General features: G+C 37.8%; 18 protein-coding genes and 1 CRISPR repeat array. Of the genes, 12 read left to right on the top strand and 6 right to left on the bottom strand.

Translation table 11 applies throughout. The annotated features are described in order from the left end of the window. Positions 1-65 precede the first annotated feature (65 nt). Positions 66-1,155: a CRISPR direct-repeat array (repeat unit 30 nt; unit sequence GTTTTTAGCCTACCTAAGAGGGATTGAAAC). Positions 1,156-1,439: 284 nt separating this feature from the next. From ACPLVE_RS09165 to ACPLVE_RS09180, 4 genes are all read right to left on the bottom strand, one after another. Continuing rightward, positions 1,440-1,904 carry a hypothetical protein gene (locus ACPLVE_RS09165; RefSeq protein WP_424611251.1) on the bottom strand — a complete coding sequence of 155 codons (465 nt, stop codon included), beginning with the start codon at positions 1,902-1,904 and terminating at the stop codon, positions 1,440-1,442. A gap of 508 nt (positions 1,905-2,412) precedes the next feature. Further along, positions 2,413-3,078 (bottom strand): copper amine oxidase N-terminal domain-containing protein, encoded by a 666-nt coding sequence (locus tag ACPLVE_RS09170; protein ID WP_424611252.1) that lies wholly within the window; start codon positions 3,076-3,078, stop codon positions 2,413-2,415. A 443-nt stretch (positions 3,079-3,521) separates the two neighbouring features. Then, positions 3,522-3,824, bottom strand: coding sequence for a hypothetical protein (locus ACPLVE_RS09175; RefSeq protein ID WP_424611253.1), 303 nt, complete (start codon positions 3,822-3,824; stop codon positions 3,522-3,524). Between the two features lie 261 nt (positions 3,825-4,085). Then, positions 4,086-5,480, bottom strand: a complete 1,395-nt coding sequence (locus ACPLVE_RS09180) for a YeeE/YedE thiosulfate transporter family protein (protein ID WP_424611254.1) — start codon at positions 5,478-5,480, stop codon at positions 4,086-4,088. A 147-nt stretch (positions 5,481-5,627) separates the two neighbouring features. On the opposite strand from ACPLVE_RS09180, the gene ACPLVE_RS09185 reads away from it, so the two are divergent. Continuing rightward, positions 5,628-6,521, top strand: coding sequence for a LysR substrate-binding domain-containing protein (locus ACPLVE_RS09185; RefSeq protein WP_424611255.1), 894 nt, complete (start codon positions 5,628-5,630; stop codon positions 6,519-6,521). Here the strand turns inward: ACPLVE_RS09185 and ACPLVE_RS09190 are convergent. Beyond that, positions 6,513-8,066, bottom strand: coding sequence for a YeeE/YedE thiosulfate transporter family protein (locus ACPLVE_RS09190; protein WP_424611256.1), 1,554 nt, complete (start codon positions 8,064-8,066; stop codon positions 6,513-6,515). The two genes, ACPLVE_RS09185 and ACPLVE_RS09190, sit on opposite strands and share 9 nt — an antisense overlap. 277 nt (positions 8,067-8,343) lie before the next feature. On the opposite strand from ACPLVE_RS09190, the gene ACPLVE_RS09195 reads away from it, so the two are divergent. The 7 genes from ACPLVE_RS09195 (at position 8,344) to ACPLVE_RS09225 (ending at position 15,097) form a co-directional block, all read left to right on the top strand. Next, positions 8,344-8,976 (top strand): TrmH family RNA methyltransferase, encoded by a 633-nt coding sequence (locus ACPLVE_RS09195; protein ID WP_424611257.1) that lies wholly within the window; start codon positions 8,344-8,346, stop codon positions 8,974-8,976. A 2-nt stretch (positions 8,977-8,978) separates the two neighbouring features. After that, positions 8,979-9,875: a DMT family transporter gene (locus ACPLVE_RS09200; RefSeq protein ID WP_424611258.1), complete on the top strand. Its 897-nt coding sequence runs from the start codon at positions 8,979-8,981 to the stop codon at positions 9,873-9,875. A gap of 72 nt (positions 9,876-9,947) precedes the next feature. After that, positions 9,948-10,580, top strand: a complete 633-nt coding sequence (locus ACPLVE_RS09205; protein ID WP_424611259.1) for a cyclase family protein — start codon at positions 9,948-9,950, stop codon at positions 10,578-10,580. A gap of 17 nt (positions 10,581-10,597) precedes the next feature. Next, positions 10,598-11,146: a DUF4416 family protein gene (locus tag ACPLVE_RS09210; protein WP_424611260.1), complete on the top strand. Its 549-nt coding sequence runs from the start codon at positions 10,598-10,600 to the stop codon at positions 11,144-11,146. Beyond that, positions 11,136-12,068 carry a glycosidase gene (locus tag ACPLVE_RS09215; RefSeq protein ID WP_424611261.1) on the top strand — a complete coding sequence of 311 codons (933 nt, stop codon included), beginning with the start codon at positions 11,136-11,138 and terminating at the stop codon, positions 12,066-12,068. The genes ACPLVE_RS09210 and ACPLVE_RS09215 overlap by 11 nt, the downstream gene beginning before the upstream one ends. 116 nt (positions 12,069-12,184) lie before the next feature. Next, entirely contained in the window at positions 12,185-14,107 is a 1,923-nt protein-coding gene (locus ACPLVE_RS09220) for an FAD-dependent oxidoreductase (RefSeq protein ID WP_424611262.1), read from the top strand. Positions 14,108-14,317: 210 nt separating this feature from the next. Further along, entirely contained in the window at positions 14,318-15,097 is a 780-nt protein-coding gene (locus ACPLVE_RS09225; protein ID WP_424611263.1) for an MBL fold metallo-hydrolase, read from the top strand. Between the two features lie 46 nt (positions 15,098-15,143). On the opposite strand, the gene ACPLVE_RS09230 is transcribed toward ACPLVE_RS09225, so the two are convergent. Beyond that, on the bottom strand, positions 15,144-16,565 hold the full coding sequence (locus tag ACPLVE_RS09230; protein WP_424611264.1) for an amino acid permease: 1,422 nt from the start codon (positions 16,563-16,565) through the stop codon (positions 15,144-15,146). Positions 16,566-17,079: 514 nt separating this feature from the next. On the opposite strand from ACPLVE_RS09230, the gene ACPLVE_RS09235 reads away from it, so the two are divergent. From ACPLVE_RS09235 to thrB, 4 genes are read left to right on the top strand one after another with little or no spacing between them, the layout of a single operon-like run. Continuing rightward, positions 17,080-17,520 (top strand): ACT domain-containing protein, encoded by a 441-nt coding sequence (locus ACPLVE_RS09235; protein WP_424611265.1) that lies wholly within the window; start codon positions 17,080-17,082, stop codon positions 17,518-17,520. Between the two features lie 11 nt (positions 17,521-17,531). Further along, positions 17,532-18,788 carry a homoserine dehydrogenase gene (locus ACPLVE_RS09240; RefSeq protein ID WP_424611266.1) on the top strand — a complete coding sequence of 419 codons (1,257 nt, stop codon included), beginning with the start codon at positions 17,532-17,534 and terminating at the stop codon, positions 18,786-18,788. Between the two features lie 2 nt (positions 18,789-18,790). Beyond that, the gene (gene thrC / locus ACPLVE_RS09245; protein ID WP_424611267.1) at positions 18,791-19,846 is read left to right on the top strand and encodes a threonine synthase; all 1,056 of its coding nucleotides are present in this window, start codon (positions 18,791-18,793) and stop codon (positions 19,844-19,846) included. Beyond that, on the top strand, positions 19,839-20,777 hold the full coding sequence (gene thrB, locus ACPLVE_RS09250) for a homoserine kinase (RefSeq protein ID WP_424611268.1): 939 nt from the start codon (positions 19,839-19,841) through the stop codon (positions 20,775-20,777). Before thrC ends, thrB begins: the two co-directional genes overlap by 8 nt. Positions 20,778-20,836: the final 59 nt, after the last annotated feature.

Here is a 20,836-nt window from a genome sequence, read left to right on the forward strand (position 1 = left end):
TTTTTAGCCTACCTACGAGGGATTGAAACCTGTTTCAAAGACCTCTCCTGCATTAATATCCCATTGTTTTTAGCCTACCTACGAGGGATTGAAACTACTTTGGAAGAAGCAAAGCAACATCTGCGTGTTGAGTTTTTAGCCTACCTACGAGGGATTGAAACCTGTTTGAGCCCTTCTATCAATTGCTGGTCCGACTTGTTTTTAGCCTACCTACGAGGGATTGAAACCTGCTGTTTTTGTCTGGTATGCTTTTAGGTGGGTTTGTTTTTAGCCTACCTACGAGGGATTGAAACAATATGAGAAGTGCTTATAAGAGAAAGCCTGTTATTGTTTTTAGCCTACCTACGAGGGATTGAAACGGATAGTATCGCTGGAAGTTTTGCTTTTAAAATAAAGTTTTTAGCCTACCTAAGAGGGATTGAAACTAAAGTAGAATACAGAGAAAAAGAAAGACAAAGAATGTTTTTAGCCTACCTAAGAGGGATTGAAACCTATCAAAATTTGTTGTTTCTATTTCTTCTGTATCTGTTTTTAGCCTACCTAAGAGGGATTGAAACAAGTAAGAGGGATACTTATACAGCTTGATGAATACGCGTTTTTAGCCTACCTAAGAGGGATTGAAACTTCAGAGTACAGGAGAAATTAAAGAGGATTTCAAGATGTTTTTAGCCTACCTAAGAGGGATTGAAACTACAATAAAAGCAGAATTTTTTTAACAAGCCAGAAAAGTTTTTAGCCTACCTAAGAGGGATTGAAACCAGGTAACCCTTCCTTATTTAATTTATCTTTTACTGTTTTTAGCCTACCTAAGAGGGATTGAAACGTGAGAAAGAGAAAGAAGGTGATGATAAAGATGACAGTTTTTAGCCTACCTAAGAGGGATTGAAACGATTGGGCTACTTTGTTCTCTGGTGTACAGACAGAGTTTTTAGCCTACCTAAGAGGGATTGAAACCCCTTGTAATCTCGAAAGGCAGCCCTGATTTGCTCGGGTTTTTAGCCTACCTAAGAGGGATTGAAACTACATATGAGGGATTTGAACCCTCTACAGACATATTTGTTTTTAGCCTACCTAAGAGGGATTGAAACCTTTAATAGAGTATTATGACAACGGGCAGGTATCTCTGTTTTTAGCCTACCTAAGAGGGATTGAAACTAAGGGTCAACTCTTATAGTACTTTCAGGCGTATCTAGTTTTTAGCCTACTAAGAGGGATTGAAAATGCATATATGAAGTGTAGGATAAGTGTCAGGAAGTTTTTTATATTGCTGCCAGATGCCTTCTTCATAAATAGAGTTTTAGAGCTTAAGTTGTATCGTTTTTAGAGTTGTTTTACTGGAGAAGTTTGTAAGAGGTTTTCCTCTTGTTGCATTTTGTATATCAGGGGGGAAGCTTAAGAAGGTTCCATGGAGCTTGAATGTATCTTTTATATCCTGAGTTTCATAGAGCATCATTAGGGAATTTCATATTGGTGTAAGGCGCTTTATCTATTGTGAATCCTAAATACCTCCACTGGATTACACCATCACTGTCTATTTTTGATTCCTGGGGAGCACTTATATATATGTCAGAATATTTCTGTATAAGCTGACCTACTTCTTGAGGTGTGTATTTTTCGCCTGTATTTGGGTCTTTTACGACGTATAAAACTCCACCGTAATTCATTAATATATCCAGGTCTATATATATGGTCAGGCCGTTGTTTGGAAGAGTAATTGAAGCTGGGATTTTTTGAGCGTCAAGCAGAGGTTTTGCTGCTTCTAACTTTTGTGAATATAGTATGTTTGGATTTTTCAATATGCTTATAATGTCCAGATTTGTAGCTGCAAAGGTTAAAGATGTACTTACAAAAAGAAAAAGTATTAAAAAAGCAAAAAAGAAAATGACTTTTTCAAGTAAAATCACCTCCTAAAAAATAACTCCCTTTCGGGAGCTTAGTAGTTTTGAATTTTTATCTCTATTAATACAGGGTCTACAGTATTCCCTGTATAGTTTAAAACTAAAAATGGAGGTTTATCTTTGTTCCCAACGCTATAAATTCCCCATTTTATTCCCTTGTTAACAAAATTTAATATATAAATTCTCAGACTGTTGACAAAGTGCTTCTTATTTAAGTGGCATTTTGTGTTAATGCTTGTAAGTTGCAAAGCGACTAAACTAAGGCTCACTTTTCGGGCTCAGGCGGGGTACCGGCCAATTCGCCCTTCGGGCTCAGGTGGCCGCTCGCTTCGCTTGCCCCGCCTTCGTTCCTCAAGTTCGCCAAGTTTAGTTATCGCTTTGACAACAAGTCGCATTTCCACACAAAATGCCACTTCTTTATTTTGTCAACAAACTGAGAATTTAATATATAAATTCTTTATATTTTTTGTTATCTCTTCAAAATTGTCAGGAAAAGTTATAGAAATAAGGGGTTTTACATAATAGTCAAAATTATCAAGAGTAATCTGTGGGATTCGGGATAATCCGGGAGAAGAGGTTGTGATTCTCCATGATATATCATTACATGATACCAGCAACCATAATAATAATAATCTTTGGGTTCATCAATAACACTATACCACAACCTTATGTTATTAAAAGCTGTATTTTTACAGTCGCTTACAAGTATTTTAGAAATTCTGTATGTTTCATTGCTGCCAGGATGAAAAACAGGAACTCCAAATATGCTATTTAGTATTTTTACATCGTCCGGGAAAGTTGAATAGTCTTTCCATACTGGACTACTTTCAAATCTTGGGTTGCTGTCAAATACAGGAAAAACAAGAGAAGCAAGATACCTATAGTCAGCATATTGTGTTATTCTTCCCTCTATCTTCGGCACAAAAGTCACATCAAGCCTCTGATCGTTCCACAATACTTCATAACCTAAATTCTCAGCTACAAATCTTGCAAGAAGCATTGTTCTGTCGTTTACCAGAACAGGGACTGTATCCATCGTTTTGGTTTGGCCGTCTACTTTAAATTCAGGGCTGCCTATCTTGAACACCAGTGTTCTTTTAAGCGTTCTTTGTGGCAGCGTGTAAAATTTGGGGAAGGTTATATACGCCTTTATAGTCACTGTTTGGCCTGTCCATTCCATATAACGTTATCTTCGATTAAACCGAATGCATATGCTACAAATCTAAGAGGTACAAGTGTGTGTCCATCTTTATTTTTTATTTATATACGGCGCTATATCGGTTGCTATCTTTTCCGCATTGCTGACGAAGTACTGTTTAGTTATCCAGAGTCTTGCTACTTTTACAGGCTCCACTGAGGGCTTAACATTTTCTACACTGCTTGCAGCATAAGCATCCTGTATGAGTTTTGGTTCAGCAGAAGTGTTTTTGTAACTGCCAGGAACATACAGGTAACCTGTGCTGCAAGCGAGAATGCTACTATTAAAATTAGTAACTTTTATAATTCATTAAAAACCATCTCTTTTAAAAATTTTTTTATATAAAATATCAGTCAAAACCTGAAAAAGGTAAGCTGTTTGGTTTCAAATTTTGGGGGCTTTCAGTTTATTTAGGTTCCTTTCTTTTAGTGTGACAGTATTTCTCCTGGCAGCAGTTCCCTGTGTATGGCTATCATTGTGCTGTAGGAGGTTGCCATAAGTTCTATATTTTGGTTAACAGAAAAATATTTTCTTAAATCCACTGGGGCACCAGGAGTATTAACTGCCTCGTTTCCTATCTGAATCATTGCGCGAGGTGTTGCAGTGAAAATTACTTCTTTCCCTTTATCATATTTTCCTACTTCAACACGTATTTTTATTTTTCCTTTTTCAACTTCTACTACTCTGCCCGAGCAGGGTTGAGGTGGTATTTTTATGTCCTCTTGCAAAGAGATGAGTACAAATGGTTGAATTTTTAGCCTACCTGAGGGAACTGAGGCATTATTATGTGCCTCACTTTTTAAAGGTCATTGCTCATGTTTTTGCTTTTTGATGTTTTTATTTAGAGTGTAGCTGATAAGAATGCAAAAGTATGAGTAATTTGAATTTACCCTAGAAAATGATGTTTATAAATACTTACAAAAATAGTGAGAATTAAGAATATATAATAAAATATTTCAAGTAATAAAAACGCGAAAATTAAATTCTATTCATGATTTTTTCTTTAGATTGCCTCTTAGAAGGTTTTTTAGGAAAATTTTTTCTATTGATTCTGTATAAATATCCTGAAAATAAAGCCCTATAGATTTTTTCCCTATGATTACAAAAATGACAAATAATCCAAATAAAAAGAATGTATATAAAATCGAAATAAAAAGCTGGTTTTTAAAATCATGAGATATATATGGGAAAGATGTAATCTTTAATATTGGATGAGACCATGCCCATTTTTCAATTGGTTTTTTAAAAAAAACATACGGGAGATATCCCAATATAAAACCAGGTATAGCTGAAAAGGCCGTTAAATATCCCATTCCTAAACGAGTATAATTTCTTATCTCACAACCCAGCATGAATATGCTACCTATACCCATTAAAATACCTCCGACTATATGACTTAAAGATAAATAATCACGGGGTTCATAGGAAGCAGGTAAAGGTATACCGTAAATACTCCATCCAATTATTACTGCTATATTTAGCATTATTACGGAAATTAATATAGAGATAAAAGGAAACATACCCATAAACATTATGCGTGTTAGATAATTTATTCTCTTTTGCTCTTCTTTTTTATTTGAATCGCTAAGAATTATAGAAACATTGGGAGTCAAAATTCCACACACGTTGCCAAAACCTGTTTTTCCTATTCCTATCCCAACCAAAATTCCTATTATTATCAATTTTAAAATATTTAACATTCCTATATTTTTAAGACCATGAGGTAATCTGTCAAAAAAACCTGCTAAGATAATTGTAATAAAAAAGAAAAGAGTAAATGAATAAAGAAGATATCTGATTAACTCCATATATCTTTTCCTATTTTCATACAGAGAATAGTCCCTAACTAGGCCTAAAGCTTTTTCCTGTTCGAAATACCATCTTGTTTCTTGTGGCTTAAAATAATCGCTCAATCCCAGCTTAAAGTATATAAATAATCCCAAAAAAGCAGAAGCTTGCATTGACAGAGCTACTACCCAACTTGCAATGTTCATTGATGCTATTCCGCCTAATACATGGTGAGTGGTACATCCTCCGGCAATCCTTGTGCCAAAACTAAAAATGAAGGCACCTATAAAAGATAATAAAAGCGCACGAGAGTTGTAACCAACCCAAAAACGGAACTCCTTTTCCATAATTGCTACTAATATTCCCCCTAAAACGACTCCAATAAAAACCCAGTTTATATCGGGAGAAAAAGCATTTTCAAAAAAAGAGCTTCTGAACCATTTATTCTCAGCTACGGCAGACATTTGTCCCATGCTGGTAGTAAAAGTTATAAAAGTCTTATAATTTACATAGTATAGTACTTCTGCGACACCAATAAATACTCCTGAAGTCCAGAAAGGCCATTGATATTTTAGCCAGCGTTTTATGTTGTTCATATTAAGTAAACACCCCGTCTTACTTTGCATTTATTATTTACATGCCTTATAATATAATTGCATTATGACTTAAAAGTAAAATTAGTATATAACATGTTTGTATAAGTGTCAAGGTTTTCAAAAAGGATATTGCAAGGGGTGGAAATCGTGGATGAACTTATTGACCTTTATGCTTTAAAGGTATTCGAGTCTGTGGCCCGAAACAAAAGTTTCAGCAAAGCAGCAGAGGAGCTTTTTTTGTCTCAACCTGCGGTGAGCCAGCAAATAAAATCTTTAGAAGAACAGCTTGGAACTAAGCTTTTTTATAGAACTTCAAAAGAAATAGTTCTTACAGAAACAGGCGAACTTCTTTATAAACATGCTCAAAGCATATTAAATAGTGCTACTAGATTAAAAGAGCTTGTTTCCAGATCGCAGCAGGCAGAACCAGCTCATCTTACAATAGGATTGTCTTATAGTGTTTCTGCTAAGTATATTTCTAAAATTTTAAATTACGTAGGGGAAAAGCATCCAGATGTAAACTTTAAAGTGGTTATAAATCACAGCAATGAATTACAAAAAATAATAATGGATTTAGGAATAGATTTTGCAATAATTTCTGGTAATTTAAATTATTCTCTTTTAGTTAAAGACAGAATTTACACTGACAAAATAGTATTGTTATCTTCAAAGGCAAATTCTATAGGTAGCAAGGAGAAAGTTTCATTCAAGGATATAAAAAATCAAGTTTTTCTATTTCAACAAAAAGGAAGCGGTATACGAGCTTTGGTAGATAAGTATTTAGCTCGTTACCGCGTAAATCCATCTATCAGTTTTGAAATTCCGGATACAGTTTCATTGTTGAGAGCTATTGAAGATAATGTAGGGATAGGATTTTTGCCCAAAACCTTATGGGAGAACACTCCGTTTTTTGAAAGACTTATATCTTACGATTTAAAAGAGGCAGATCTTCCTGTAGAAATAAATCTTGTATACCATCGAGACAAAGTATTTAGCCCCTTGGAAATCAATCTTATAAACTACATTTTTTCGTTAACTTAATTCTGCTGGACGGGGTATAGGAACGGCTTCTGGTTCTTTTTCAGGATATTTGCCTACTTCTTCCATAAGGTTTTCTGTATTAAGATTGATTAAATGTTCTTTCCTTACAGCAATGTTATGAGCCCCCACCTTTATTAACCAAACTAAGAGGTAAATTAATACTATCCACCACAAGAAAAGCGTAGCTTTCTGTAAAGCCTCGTTGTGAGGGAAGAAAAGTTGATACCATTTAAAAGTTTCTGTAACTCTAGTAGCTTTTAAAAAGGCCATATGTTGATCGTAAAAGAGCGTAAATGGCAGATATCCGACTGCAAATCCTAAAAATCCTACCCAGGAGCCCAAATATCCCAGTCCTATTCTCATGTAAGTTCGTATTTCACACCCTATAAGCATTACTGCACCCATACCTAACAAGAATCCGCCTATTACATTGCCCAATGTAAGCTGCTCTTTTATACCGTCTTCAAATCCAGGACGTGCGCCAAAGAATATCCACCCAACAAGGATGAAAGATAACATTATCACCCATGTGGTTACAATCCCAATCATGGGCAAATATCCCCTCATAAGAATTCTAGTAATCCTTGGGACACCCAATTTTGCATAAAAGCTATCGTTTTTTGTCATACTCTTCCCAGTTTCTAAGCTTATTAGAGCACACTCTGTACCGTAGCCGCTTTTGGCAAGCCCAAATCCTCCTATTATTCCTGCTATTAATGTGAGCAACACATAAATAAGCCCTTTATCTGCTATAGATTTGCCAAAAGGAAGTAATTTTTCCCCATTTGTGTGTTGAAGTATTTCAGGGTTCACAAGCCCACCCCATATATTAACCCCCACAAAGTACAGTATATACAAAAAGAAGACCCACCATATAATGGTTTTATAGTATTTGTATTTAGGGTCATAAGTTATAGATTCTACCGGGTCTAACCGATTTTTCTTTACATATTCTAAAGTTTCTTGGTGTTTAAAGAAACTTGCTAATTTTAACTTTCCCATTATCAAGAAAGCTGTTATTCCTCCAATAGCCATAAATATAATTGTCACTGTAGAATGAATGCTCATAAGAGGAATTCCGCCTATTAAATGATTAAGAGTACAGCCTCCTGCTAAGCGAGTGCCATAGCTGAAAAGGACACCTCCCAAGAAGATTACAAATAGAAGTTTTGGAGGATATTTTACCCATGAGCGGTAATCCTTTTCAAGAAGAGCGACAATCAATCCTCCTATCATTAAACCTATTATTTGCCAACCTATACCAGGTATGAAAGCACCACCTGTGGAGGATATTCCATCTGTAGCTTTTCCATATAGTTGTAGGTCATTTATGTGGAGGAGTTTTGATGTTACTACTTCCACTGTTCTAAACATTTTACCTAGATCTGTGGTCACGGTCATGGGATCTAAAACTGCTTCTTTACCTTTTAACACATTAGTTATCCATATGGATAACATATAAATTATTTCTGCAATACCAAAGGCTACACCTGCCCAAAAGAAAGACCACTGTTTTGTAAAAATTTTTTTGATTTTTGCTTCCATTATATCACCCCTTTTGAAGTTTTCTTTGATTCCAATTTAAGAGAGTTTTAATGCGAAGTCAAATAAATTATCCTGATAAGGTTTTATAAAGAAAAATTATAGGTAAAAAATGTAACGATTTTGACTTTTTATTCAAATATTTAAAAACTCTCTAAAATGTGCTAAATTATAAATAAAGGTGTCTTGTGTGAAAGTGGAGTTAAAATACTTTCAAACACACCTTTTGTAGCAGGTGACATTCTAAAAGTATAAATTTCACACAAGGCAGGGATAGCTTATGCAATCTAACAAAATAATAGTTTTGGAAGATAGGCTAAAAAGATTTTATGAAGTCTTGCAAAAAAGGCAAAAAGACCTTGTCGTCTTTGTGGATGATGTGACGAATGAGCACAATTTTTCAGCGATATTGAGGACATGTGATGCTGTTGGAGTGATGAGAGTATACTATTTTTCTGAAGCAAAAAAAGGCATAGAGATAAATGAAACGGTGTCAATGGCAGCAAACAGATGGCTCTTTATTGAAAGGGTTTATGACAGAGAAAAGGCGATAAAGGAGCTAAAAGAAAGGGAAAATTTGCAGGTTGTTGTCACCTGGCTGGATGAGTCCTCAAAAGATTTCCGGGAAATAGATTATACAAAGCCTACTTTATTGGTGGTTGGGAATGAACTAAAGGGCGTGTCGGAGGATATATTAAATCTTGCAGATGAAAGAATTATTATACCTATGATGGGTATGGTGCAAAGCCTTAATGTATCTGTGGCAACAGGCATAATACTTTATGAGGCTTTAAGGCAGAGGCTTGATAAGGGCATGTATCTAAGACCCACCCTTTCAGAAAAGGAAATTGAAGAAATTATAATGAAGTGGAATAATGACATAATCGCTAGGAGGAAAGAAAGGAGAAAATAAGGGTGAAAAAAGGGGAAGTGCTTGCTCTTTCGGCAGGTGCACTGTGGGGGACGACAGGTCTTTTTGTCAGGATGCTAGTTAAATTGGGACTTACTACTACTGATGTGGCTTTTCTGCGCATGTTTTTTGGAGCTTTTCTTATTTTTTCAATTATAATACTTCTTAGGAAGTCTCTTTCCTTACCCTTATGGTCTTGGAAGTATTTGTTTGGGACGGGAATTTTGAGCCTTACTCTTTTTAACTGGTCTTATTTTCGAGCCATTAAGCTTACTACACTTCCTATAGCCGTGGCTCTTCTTTACACTGCTCCAGCCTTTGTAGTGGTTCTTGCGAGAATTTTTTATGGGGAAAGGATAACTCCTAGAAAAAGCACAGCATTGCTTCTCACTATTATAGGGGTTTTATTGGTTTCAGGAGCCTTAAAATATCTTATTACTGGTGAAAAAATATCAGTTTTTGGAGTTTTGTACGGACTTTTATCAGCGGTCGGTTATGGTTTGTACACCATTTTTGCTAAGCCACTTTCAGGGCATATACCACCGGAGAAGATAGCAGCCTATACCTTTTTGGTCGCGGCTATTGCCCTTCTCCCAATTTCTTCTGTATTTGGAGATATTTCTATATTTTTTAATACCCGTGTAATTTTTTTAGGGCTTTTATTTGGTGCTTTTTCTACTGCAGCTCCTTATTTGCTTTACACTAAGGCTCTTACTTTTATGGAGGCAGGAAGAGCAGCAATATTTACCACTATGGAGCCTGTCGTAGCCACGTTAATTGGGGTTTTTGTATTACAAGAATCCCTGAGCTTTTTTGAATTTTTGGGGATAGTTTCCATTATATTTGCGGTTATCTTATTGAGTTTAAGCGATAAGCCATGTACTTCGAATATTGAAAATTAATTTCAAAAACCAGTTGTTTTATTTTATTTATGTGTTATACTGAAGTCAAAGAATGAATGAGGGGGTGAGAAGATGAGAATGATAGACCTTTCTCATTTTATTGAAAACGGTATGCCTCAGTATCCTGGCCAGCCAGAGATAAAAATCGAAAGGATAGCGGAAGTAGCAAAAGATGGGTATCAACTTACGGAAGCAAAAGCCGTTGTACACTTAGGGACTCATTGTGATGCTCCGGCTCATTTTATAGAAGCAGGAGACACAATTGAAAAACTTCCTGTTGATTTTTATTCAGGAGAAGCAGTAATAATAGATGTGCCTCACTTGCCGGATAGGTTGATGAAGCCGGAGCTTTTAGAAGGGGTGGATTTAAAAGAAGGAGATATAGTCATTTTCCGCACAGGCATGAGCAAATACTGGCTAGAAGAGGCTTATATAAAAGAATTTCCATACCTTACAGAGGAGCTTGCCCATCTTTTAGTAGAAAAAAGGGTTAAGGCAATAGGCCTTGATACTTTATCTCCAGATCCTGTGGAAACCGAAGATTTTCCTGTTCATCATATTCTATTGGGGAACAAAGTAGGGATAATAGAGAATTTAACAAATTTAGAAGCTATAGATAAAAAACGATTTTTATTCATAGCTTTGCCTCTTAAAATAAAGGGTTCTGATGGTAGTCCAGTAAGGGCTGTGGCTATACTTGAATGAGCACTGGAGGGAAGCAAATGGGCAAAGTAAAGGAAGTAATGCCTGTAAAACTTTTTTGCGGTTTTATATATAAGGAAGAAGATGTGGTAGAGGAAGCGATAAAAAGCTTAAAAGAAAAATGGGGAGAAATAGACCTTGAGGCTGGCCCGTTTCCCTTTGATTTTACGGACTATTATGAAGAAGAGATGGGAAAAGATTTAAAAAAGCGCTTTATATCTTTTAAAAACCTCCTTAGCCCGGAAGAATCATACGAATGGAAGTTGTTTACAAATTCATTGGAAGAGACTCTGTCAGAGGAAGGGAAGCGAAAGGTAAACATAGATCCCGGTTATATAGACATGGCAAAGGTAATATTATTCTCGACCAAGAATTTTTACCACCGGATATACCTTGGAAAAGGTATTTTTGCAGAGGTTACTTTGTACTATACGAAAGGCAAATATGAATTTCTTCCGTGGACATATCCAGATTATAAAACAAAAGAATATGGGGATTTTTTCTTAAAATTGAGGAAAATTTATTCTCTCCAAATAGAAAATTTAAGGGGAGATGAACATGAGTATTAATGAACTTTTTGTGAGGTATGACAAAAATCCCATACTTACAATAGATCATATTCCTTATTCATCAAATGCAGTTTTTAATCCAGGAGCCGTAGAATTTGACGGTTATGTCTACCTTTTATGCCGGGTAGAAACAAAAGATGGTTTTTCTCATCTTACACTTTGCAGAAGCAAGGACGGTCTTACAAACTGGGAAATACCTGATAGCCCCACCCTCCTGCCGGATGAAAATTACAGCGAGGAAATGTGGGGGCTTGAGGACCCAAGAATTGTGTACTTAGAGGACATGGAAAAGTATGCCATAACTTATGTTTCCTTTTCTCCAGGTGGACCTGTAATATCGTTAATGCTTACAGAGGACTTTAAAAAGTTTGAAAGAAAAGGAGTTTTGGTACCGCCTGAGGACAAGGATGGCAGCCTTTTCCCTAAAAAATTTAAAGACGGATATGCCCTTATACATAGGCCAATAATTAGAGGAGAAGGACACATCTGGATTTCTTTTTCTCATGACCTCACCTACTGGGGCAAGCACCAGATTTTGCTGCCGGCAAGACCAGGGATGTGGGACTGCCACAGGGTGGGATTAGGAGCACCCCCTATTGAAACGGGAGAGGGCTGGCTTATAATTTATCACGGCATTCGCTACACTGCTTCTACAGCTGTTTACAGAGTAGGACTTGCACTTTTGGATTTAGACGAACCACAAAAAGTGATAAGGAGAAGTAAAGAGTGGGTATTTGCACCGCAGGAAGGATATGAAAGGATTGGCAATGCGGTAAATATAGTGTTTCCGACAGGGGCAATATACAAAAAAGAAGAAGATAAGCTTATAATTTACTATGGTGCTGCAGATACAAGCATTGGAGCAGCTTTTGCAAGCTTGAAAGATATTTTAGATTATCTGAAAAGTGAGAAAAACGCTTAAAAATGTATACCCCTTCCTTTGATGACGAAAAAAACAAGAAGGAATTGTCTTTTTTGTGTCGAATAAATAAATTATGAACATTATTTTAAAACTCACAGCAGAGAAGGAGTGAGAATATGGAGCTTATCAAACCCATAAAACTCGGGGGGATAGAGCTTAAGAACCGCCTTGTAATGGCGCCTGTCAAAACTGGGTATGCTACAGTAGAGGGACAGGTCACGGAAGAATTGATAGGATATTATCTTAACAGGGCAAAGGGAGGGGTAGGTTTAATTGTTTTAGAATCTGCATACGTGGACCCATCTGGCAAAGAAATTCCGCGCCAATTAGGTATTTACGACGATTCGCTGGTAGATGGGTTAAAACGCCTTATTGCCCCCCTACAGGAGGCTGGTAGCAAGGTCGCAGTATATATAAATCATGCAGGAAGAGTTGCAAATCCCATGGCAACAAAAATGCCTCTTATTGCACCTTCTGCTGTAACATGTCCGAGCATAGGTGTAGAGCCTAAAGCAATTGAAAAAGAAGAGATAAAAAAATGGCAAAAAGCCTATATAGATGCTGCGATAAGGGCTTATAAAGCAGGGGCAGACTTTTTGGAGATACAGTTTGGACATGGCTATCTTATTCACCAATTTTTATCTTCCCATACCAACAAAAGGCAGGACGAATACGGTGGAAGTTTTGAGAATAGAATTAGATTTGGGATAGAAATTTTAGATGAAATTAAAAGAGAATTGCCGGATTTCCCTGTAATAGTTAGAATAAGTGCAGAGGAATTTGTGGAGGATGGTTGGAAATTAGAAGATACAATAAAGCTTGTCAAGGTGTTAGAAGAAAAAGGAGTAGCGGCTATTGATGTTTCTTTAGGAACAATGTGCGAAGTTGCACCTATCACCATGCAGACATTGGGCACTAAAAAGGGCCTTTCATGGGATTACGCTGAAAAGATAAGGAGAGAGGTAAATATACCGGTAATAGCTGTTGGAAGGATAAATAGCCCTGATATTGCAGAAGAGATACTTTCAAAAGGTAAGGCTGACCTTGTGGCTTTAGGCAGGCCTTTAGTTGCTGACCCTCTATTCCTTGATAAAGCTGTTTCAGGGAAATTTAAGGAGATACGTCGCTGCCTTGCGTGCCATCAGGGTTGTTTTGACGAGCTAAGAGGAGGAAGAAGGTTTGGCTGCAATATAAACCCGGCTGTCGGAAGAAGCGATGAGATTGAGATACCTAAGGCTGAAAATCCTGGCAAGAAGGTGTTCATAATAGGTGCTGGGCCTGCTGGGCTTGAAGCAGCTTATACTGCTGCTGCAAGAGGACATAAAGTAACTATTTATGACGAAAATAAGGAATTGGGAGGGCAACTCATCTCTGCAGCAATGCCACCTCATAAGGAGGAGTTGATGGGCATTGTAGAATACTATAAGGAAGTGCTCCTTAAATTAGGAGTTGAGATAAAGCTAAATCATAGAGTGACTGCTGAAGAGGTAGCTCAATGGGATGCAGATGCAATAATATTTGCGACAGGTGGAGAGCCTATAGTCCTTCCAATACCAGGACTTAAAGAATACGGGTATGTGACTGCTACAGAAGTGCTTAAGGAAGGGAAAGAAACGGGGCAGACTGTCGCTATAATCGGTGGGGGCTTGATAGGTATGGAGACAGCAGACTACCTTTCTGAGAAAGGCAAAAAAGTGATGGTGATAGAGCTTTTGGATGAGGTAGCAAGGGATATGGGGGTATTTGAGAAAAATCTTTTGATGAAGAGGTTAAAGGAAAGAGATGTAGAAATTTACGTAAAGACTAAGCTCAAGGAAGTGAACAAGTCACTTGTAACAGAGACACCGGAAGGAGAAAGGAAGCTTCCTCTTCCTGATACAATAGTTTTATCAGTCGGCATGAGGCCCAACAGGACTCTTTATGAGGAAGTAAAGAAGCTTGTGCCTGAGGAGAAGCTCTATTTGATAGGGGATGCAAAAGAAGTGAGAAAAATTGTTCACGCTATCTCTGAAGGCCGGAATGTTGCGCTCACAATATGAGGGGATTTTCCCCTCTTTTTCAATTAAGGAGTTATCCACAGGGTGTTGTGAATATGTTAATAACTTGCTGTTAGAAATCTAAAGATTGTAGTAGAAGAGCATCGGTTTCGCTGAAATAATTTACACACAGAGCTCATGTGGATAATTTTGTGGTATAATTGAATCGTGATATAGACGAAAGGGGGAGCGCCTCTTTTTTAGGGCAGCTATATGAAGTTTTGTTCGCTCAGATCTGGAAGCAGTGGCAACGCTATTTACATAGGCTACAAAGATGTTCACCTTCTTGTAGATGCGGGACTTACAGGCAGGACTATAGAAAAGGCTCTTTTAAATATTGGACTGCACCCAGAGCAAATTTCTGCGATACTCATAACTCACGAGCACAAAGATCACATTTTAGGAGCGGGAGTGCTCTCCAGAAGGTATAATATTCCCATTTATGCTAACAAAGCTACTTGGGAAGCAATGGAAAGAGACATAAAAGAAATTAAAGAAGAAAATAGATTCTATTTTATCACAGGAGAAGAATTTGAGATAGGAGAGATAAAAATAAAGCCCTTTAAAAAACCTCATGACGCTGCTGAGCCTGTGGGCTTTTCTTTTAAGGCAGGAGGTAAAAAGATCTCTATCGCTACAGATTTAGGTTATATGACGAGAGGAGTCGCTTATAATCTCATGGAATCGGATCTTATCCTTTTAGAAGCCAATCACGATGTAAAAATGCTGACGACTGGACCTTATCCTTGGCCATTAAAAAAGAGGATTTTATCAGATGTAGGGCATCTTTCCAATGAAGCGGCAGGGGAGACTTTAGTAAAGCTTTTTAAAATGAAAATGATAGGGATGGCTTTTTTGGGTCATTTAAGTCAGATAAATAATACTCCTGAGCTTGCTTTTTTCACAGTAACCAACATGCTAAAGAAATGGGGTATAAAATCTAAAATAGGAATGGCTTTAAGAAATATTGAAAGCGAATTAATTGAGATATAATTAAGCAGAAATAAAAAGGCGGCAAAATCGCCGCCTTTTTATTTCTTTAATGCTGGGTCTGCTGTTTAGCAAGTATGCTGTTGTGTCTACCATATCCAAAGTAGATGAAGAGTCCTATTACGAACCATACAATAAGTCTTACCCAAGTCTCCCATGGCAGGGAGATCATCAGGACTAAGACAAAGAGGATAGCCAAAATACCGGTCCATGGCATTCCCGGAGCTCTGAATTTTCTTGGCAAATCGGGTTGTGTATATCTTAAGACAATTGTGGCTATAGAAGTCAGTATGAAAGCGAGCATTGTTCCAATGTTGACAAGCTCAGCAATCATGCCAATTGGCAAGAAACCTGCAACAAGCATTGTAGCGATTCCAATGAGATATATAGCTAAAGTTGGAGTTCTGAACTTAGGATGTACTTTTGAGAAAGCTGGTGGCAACAGACCGTCACGAGACATAGCAAATATAATTCTTGTAGAACCGTAGAACATAACGAGAAGCACCGTCGTGATACCTGTTATAGCACCTAAGGAGACAAGTCCTCTTGCCCAGTTAAGACCTATCAAGTTGAGAGCTTTTGCGACAGGAGCCGGGTCGTTGAGTTGAGTATATGAAACAACACCTGTTAAAATAGCAGAAACTGCCATATAAAGCACCGTGCTTATTCCGAGGGATCCTAAAATACCTATTGGCATGTCTCTTCCTGGATTCTTTGTCTCCTCAGCTGCTGTTGAAACGGCGTCAAATCCTATATATGCAAAGAAGATGATTGCTGCACCGTGGAATACACCTGCCCAGCCGTATGGCAAGAAAGGAGACCAGTTAGCCGGCTTTACATACCAGACTGCTGTGAATATGAAGAAGAGTACTACAAATACCTTGAAAGCAACACCTATATTGTTAATTGTAGCAGTTTCTCTAACACCTATATAGTTTAAAATAGCAACGGCGAGAAGAATTCCTATAGCTGGAAGATTGATAAGACCGCCAGGTGCCTGCCAGGCGGAGTTAGCAGCCCATGCAGGGATGTTTATTCCTATACTTCCAAGAAGGTTTGTAAAATAACCTGACCAACCTAGTGAAATTGCAGGAAGAGCAAATACGTACTCAAGTATTAAGTCCCATCCAATTACCCAGGCCAAAAATTCACCCATGCCTACAAAAGCATAGTTATAGGTAGAACCTGCTATAGGGAACATGGAAGCGAGTTCTGCATAGGAAATTGCTGCAAGAGCACAAGCCAAACCGGCTACGACAAATGAAAGCACGATTCCGGGTCCCGCTTTTTCAGCAGCTGCAACACCTGTCAACACGAAAATACCGGTACCTATGATTGCGCCTATACCTAATGCAATTAAGTCAATGGCTGTTAATGTTTTCTTTAATTTAAATTGTTCAGCTTCGGTTTCAGAAAGCACCATCTCAAGCGTCTTTTTACGCCACAAATAAGAAGACGTTGAATTTGCCATTAAGATGTAACCCCCTTTTTAAAAATTTGCTTAAATGCTTACAAAATTTTAACATATCCCAAACCCAATACATCCCCCCTCTTTTGAAATACCCATCTAATAAATTCATTGTTTGAAAGAAAAGAATGCATTAATGCAAAACAGAGGGTTTAAAAACCCTTTGATATGGTTTTACAAATAATATATTCGACGCATTTTAAAAAAATCCTTCTTTTTTTTAAAAAAATTGTACTATTTTTTGGGTAAAAGTCATACTTATACGCATATTTATTCGAAAGGTTTTGATTAAAAGCCTCGAATTTTCCAGAATTCTGAGCAAAGTAAGGCATATTTCATATTTTGAAAGAATAAATAAAAATTTTTCACCATAAAAATATCTTTTAATTACAAAAATAAACAGCAAATTTCTTTGTTTAGTAAACGTAAACCGCTCTTGATTTTTTGAATTTAATGTGATAAAATGTATTCCATACATGGATTGATGTCCATAAAATAAAGACATGGAGGTGGGATGATGGGAGAGGACGGGAAACTCTACATAGTAAGGGAGGAAATTCTTTCTGATTCAATCAAAAAAACCATAAAGGTGAAAGAACTTTTGGAGTCAGGGAAGGCAAAAACAATAAATGAAGCGGTAAAACAGGTGGGCATATCAAGAAGCGCTTTTTACAAGTACAGGGATTATGTATTTCCCTTTTCTAAGTTCAGCAAAGGGAAAATTATAACTTTTTCCATGGTCTTGGAGCACATGCCTGGGGTGCTCTCTTCCATTCTCGATGTGGTTGCCAAAGAAAGGGGAAATGTGGTCACAATAAATCAGAGCATTCCTTCTATGGGAGTTGCGAGTGTTACGATCTCTATTGATACGCAGTATATGGAAACAAGTATAGAGGATTTTATAGAAGCACTTTCAAAACAGCCAGGAGTTAGAAAAATAGAAGTTTTAGGAGAATAAGGAGGAAGAATATGAAGATTGGACTGATGGGACTAGGTACTGTAGGAACAGGTGTAGTTCACTTAATAGATCAGAACGGAAGAAATATTGAAAAAAAGATAGGCGAAAAAATTGAGATAAAGAAAATACTTGTAAAAGATCCCAATAAAAAAAGAACTCCTCTTGCAGAAGGGAAGATAACTTTTAACGCAGAAGATATTTTGGAAGACGAGGAAATAGACGTTGTGGTAGAAGTGATGGGGAAAGAGCATCCCGCTTTAGAATATATAACAAAAGCATTACAAAAAGGCAAACATGTGGTAACTGCCAATAAAGAAGTCATAGCAAAGCACGGAAAAGAACTTATAAAGCTTGCTACAGAAAAGAAAGTACACCTTCTTTATGAAGCCTCAGTAGGCGGTGGTATTCCCATCATAAGGCCTTTAAAGCAGTGCCTTGCTGCGAATAAAATATACGAAATAAAAGGAATCTTAAACGGTACGACTAATTATATCCTTACAGAAATGAAAGAAAAAGGCCTTGACTTCGATGATGTTTTAAAAGATGCGCAGCAAAAAGGGTATGCAGAGGCAGACCCCACAGACGATATAGAAGGTTTTGATGCGGCGAGAAAGCTTGCCATTTTGTGCATGCTGGCTTTTAACAAATTTGTTCTTCCGGAGAAAATCTACACAAAAGGGATAAGTTTTATTTCTAAATCAGATATACAGTATGCAGAAGAGATGGGTTATACCATAAAGCTTCTGGCCTATGCCAGAATTGACGAAAAAGAGCGCTTAGAAGCCTGGGTTCATCCCGTCATGATAAAAAAGACCAACCCTTTAAACGGAGTCAATGGCGTTTTTAATGCAATACTTGTGGATGGAAATGCGGTAGGAGAAGTTATGTTTTACGGGCAGGGCGCCGGCATGATGCCTACTGCCAGCGCAGTGGTTGCCGACATAATGGATGTGAAAAATCACATAGTAATACAAAATGGCTGTGAAGAGGTAGACTTAATACCTATTGAAGATACTTTTTCCAAATACTATATAAGAGTTGTCGCTTTTGACAGGCCTGGTGTCATGAGCAAAATCACAGGATTTTTGGGAAATAAAGGGATAAGCCTTCTTTCAGTAGTTCAAAAAGGGACAATGGGAGAGACAGCGGAAATTGTATTGGTGACTCACATTGCAAATACAGGTAAGGTTTTGGAAGCTTTAAAGGAGATAGAAAAGCTAAAGGAAGTAGAAAAAATAGAAAGTGTAATAAAAGTGAGGGAAGATTAAAAATGGCGTACGAAGGAATTATAAAAGCTTATAGAGAGTTTTTGCCTCCCATAAAGGATGAAAATATTGTCACGTTAAAAGAGGGCAACACACCTTTAATTGAAGCTTTTAACCTCCAAAGAAAATATTTGCCGGGTATAAGGGTGTATCTAAAATACGAAGGGCTAAATCCCACGGGTTCTTTTAAGGACAGGGGGATGACGGTAGCGGTATCTCAAGCAAAGCAAGAAGGGTCTAATGCCGTCGTATGCGCCTCAACAGGCAATACTTCTGCTTCTGCAGCAGCCTATGCAGCAAAAGCAGGCCTTAAAAGCGTGGTATTAATCCCTGGCGGTAAAATTGCTCTGGGGAAACTCGCACAGGCAATTGCTTATGGGGCAGAGGTTATTGCGGTAGATGGCAATTTTGATGACGCTTTAAGGCTTGTGAGAGAAATTTCGCAGAAATTCCCGATTACTCTGGTAAATTCTATAAACCCATATCGCCTGGAAGGTCAAAAGACAGCAGCTTTTGAAATATGTGATGTTTTGGGGGAAGTACCAGATTATGTATCTCTTCCTGTGGGCAATGCAGGAAATATAACTGCTTACTGGATGGGATTTAAAGAATACTACAAGAAGGGTAAGATAAAAAAGCTTCCCAAAATGCTTGGCTTTCAAGCGGCAGGAGCGGCTCCTATTGTGGAAGGGCGAGTAATAGAAAATCCCGAGACGATTGCCACGGCTATAAGGATCGGCAACCCTGCCAGCTGGCAGAAGGCGGTGGCTGCAAGAGATGAATCGGGGGGGATAATTGACAAAGTTACGGATGAGGAAATACTGGAGGCTTATTCGATTCTGGCAAAAACAGAGGGGATTTTTGCAGAGCCAGCCTCTTTAGCCTCGATAGCGGGCGTGATGAAAAAATACAGAGAAGGATTTTTTAAAGAGGGCGATTCTGTGGTGTGTATCCTTACAGGGAATGGTCTAAAAGACCCTGATACTGCTGTTAAACTGGGAGGAGAGGTAAAGAAAATTGAGCCAAATCTAAAGGAATTGGAGGAAGTTTTGTATGGATAGCGACATGTCAGGCGGAATGGTAAAAGTGAGGGTGCCGGCCTCAACGGCAAATCTGGGACCCGGCTTTGATGTGCTGGGTGTGGCTTTAAACCTTTATACAGAGATTTCGATGGAGTTCATAGAAGATGGTCTGGAGATTTTTGTAGAAGGGGAAGGGGTAGAAGATATAGAAAATGACCAAAATAATCTGATCTATAAATCGGCAGAAGTGATTTTTAAGAAAATAGGGCTTTTTAATAAAGGGTTGAGGATAAAAATAAAAAATGAAATTCCGCTGGGAAGGGGATTAGGGAGCAGTGCAGCAGCCATTGTAGGTGGGCTACTAGCTGCAAACGAATTGACAGGGAGAGTATTGAGAAGAGAAGAAATACTCGATTTGGCGGCTTCAATAGAAGGACATGCGGACAATGTCACAGCCGCTTTAAATGGAGGGTTGAACGTATCTATTTTTGACAAAAATAAAGTTTATTATGCAAGAAAAGCCCTGGAGGATGACATAGATTTTTTAGCCTTTGTACCTCAGGAAATGGTAAGGACAGAAATTGCAAGAAAAGTCTTGCCTGAAAAAGTGGACTTTAATGATGCTGTATTTAACACGGGAAGGACGGCTTTTTTAGTGAGCGTATTGATTGAGAAAAAGTATGAACTTTTAAAAATTGCCACCCAAGACATGCTTCACCAAAAATATAGAGCAAAACTTGTCCCTTTCATGGAGGAATGCTTTGAAAAAGCATTGTCATCAGGTGCTTATGCTGCTTTTTTAAGCGGTGCAGGTCCGACCATTATGGCCATCTCTTCCCCGGAAAACTCTGAGAGGGTTTTAAAGGAAGTTGGAAAAGTATATGAAGAAAGAGGGCTTTTGTACAGGAGCTACAGGTTAAAATGTGAAAACAATGGAGCACAAGTTTTAAAAGCGCCTTCATTCGTTTGAGGCGCTCAGACTGTTGACAAAATAAAGAAGTGGCATTTTGTGTGTAAATGCGACTTGTT

Origin of the sequence: Caldanaerobacter sp., assembly GCF_049701115.1 — a bacterium.
Classification (GTDB): domain Bacteria; phylum Bacillota; class Thermoanaerobacteria; order Thermoanaerobacterales; family Thermoanaerobacteraceae; genus Thermoanaerobacter.

What these genes read in the sequence shown, in the direction of transcription:
- thrC (WP_424611267.1), top strand. Translation starts at nt 18,791, where the DNA reads ATGGCGTACGAAGGAATTATAAAAGCTTATAGAGAGTTTTTGCCTCCC.
- thrB (WP_424611268.1), top strand. Translation starts at nt 19,839, where the DNA reads ATGGATAGCGACATGTCAGGCGGAATGGTAAAAGTGAGGGTGCCGGCC.
- ACPLVE_RS09230 (WP_424611264.1), bottom strand. Translation starts at nt 16,565, where the DNA reads ATGGCAAATTCAACGTCTTCTTATTTGTGGCGTAAAAAGACGCTTGAG.
- ACPLVE_RS09195 (WP_424611257.1), top strand. Translation starts at nt 8,344, where the DNA reads ATGCAATCTAACAAAATAATAGTTTTGGAAGATAGGCTAAAAAGATTT.
- ACPLVE_RS09240 (WP_424611266.1), top strand. Translation starts at nt 17,532, where the DNA reads ATGAAGATTGGACTGATGGGACTAGGTACTGTAGGAACAGGTGTAGTT.
- ACPLVE_RS09180 (WP_424611254.1), bottom strand. Translation starts at nt 5,480, where the DNA reads ATGAACAACATAAAACGCTGGCTAAAATATCAATGGCCTTTCTGGACT.
- ACPLVE_RS09225 (WP_424611263.1), top strand. Translation starts at nt 14,318, where the DNA reads ATGAAGTTTTGTTCGCTCAGATCTGGAAGCAGTGGCAACGCTATTTAC.
- ACPLVE_RS09205 (WP_424611259.1), top strand. Translation starts at nt 9,948, where the DNA reads ATGAGAATGATAGACCTTTCTCATTTTATTGAAAACGGTATGCCTCAG.
- ACPLVE_RS09170 (WP_424611252.1), bottom strand. Translation starts at nt 3,078, where the DNA reads ATGGAATGGACAGGCCAAACAGTGACTATAAAGGCGTATATAACCTTC.
- ACPLVE_RS09215 (WP_424611261.1), top strand. Translation starts at nt 11,136, where the DNA reads ATGAGTATTAATGAACTTTTTGTGAGGTATGACAAAAATCCCATACTT.
- ACPLVE_RS09235 (WP_424611265.1), top strand. Translation starts at nt 17,080, where the DNA reads ATGGGAGAGGACGGGAAACTCTACATAGTAAGGGAGGAAATTCTTTCT.
- ACPLVE_RS09220 (WP_424611262.1), top strand. Translation starts at nt 12,185, where the DNA reads ATGGAGCTTATCAAACCCATAAAACTCGGGGGGATAGAGCTTAAGAAC.
- ACPLVE_RS09210 (WP_424611260.1), top strand. Translation starts at nt 10,598, where the DNA reads ATGGGCAAAGTAAAGGAAGTAATGCCTGTAAAACTTTTTTGCGGTTTT.
- ACPLVE_RS09190 (WP_424611256.1), bottom strand. Translation starts at nt 8,066, where the DNA reads ATGGAAGCAAAAATCAAAAAAATTTTTACAAAACAGTGGTCTTTCTTT.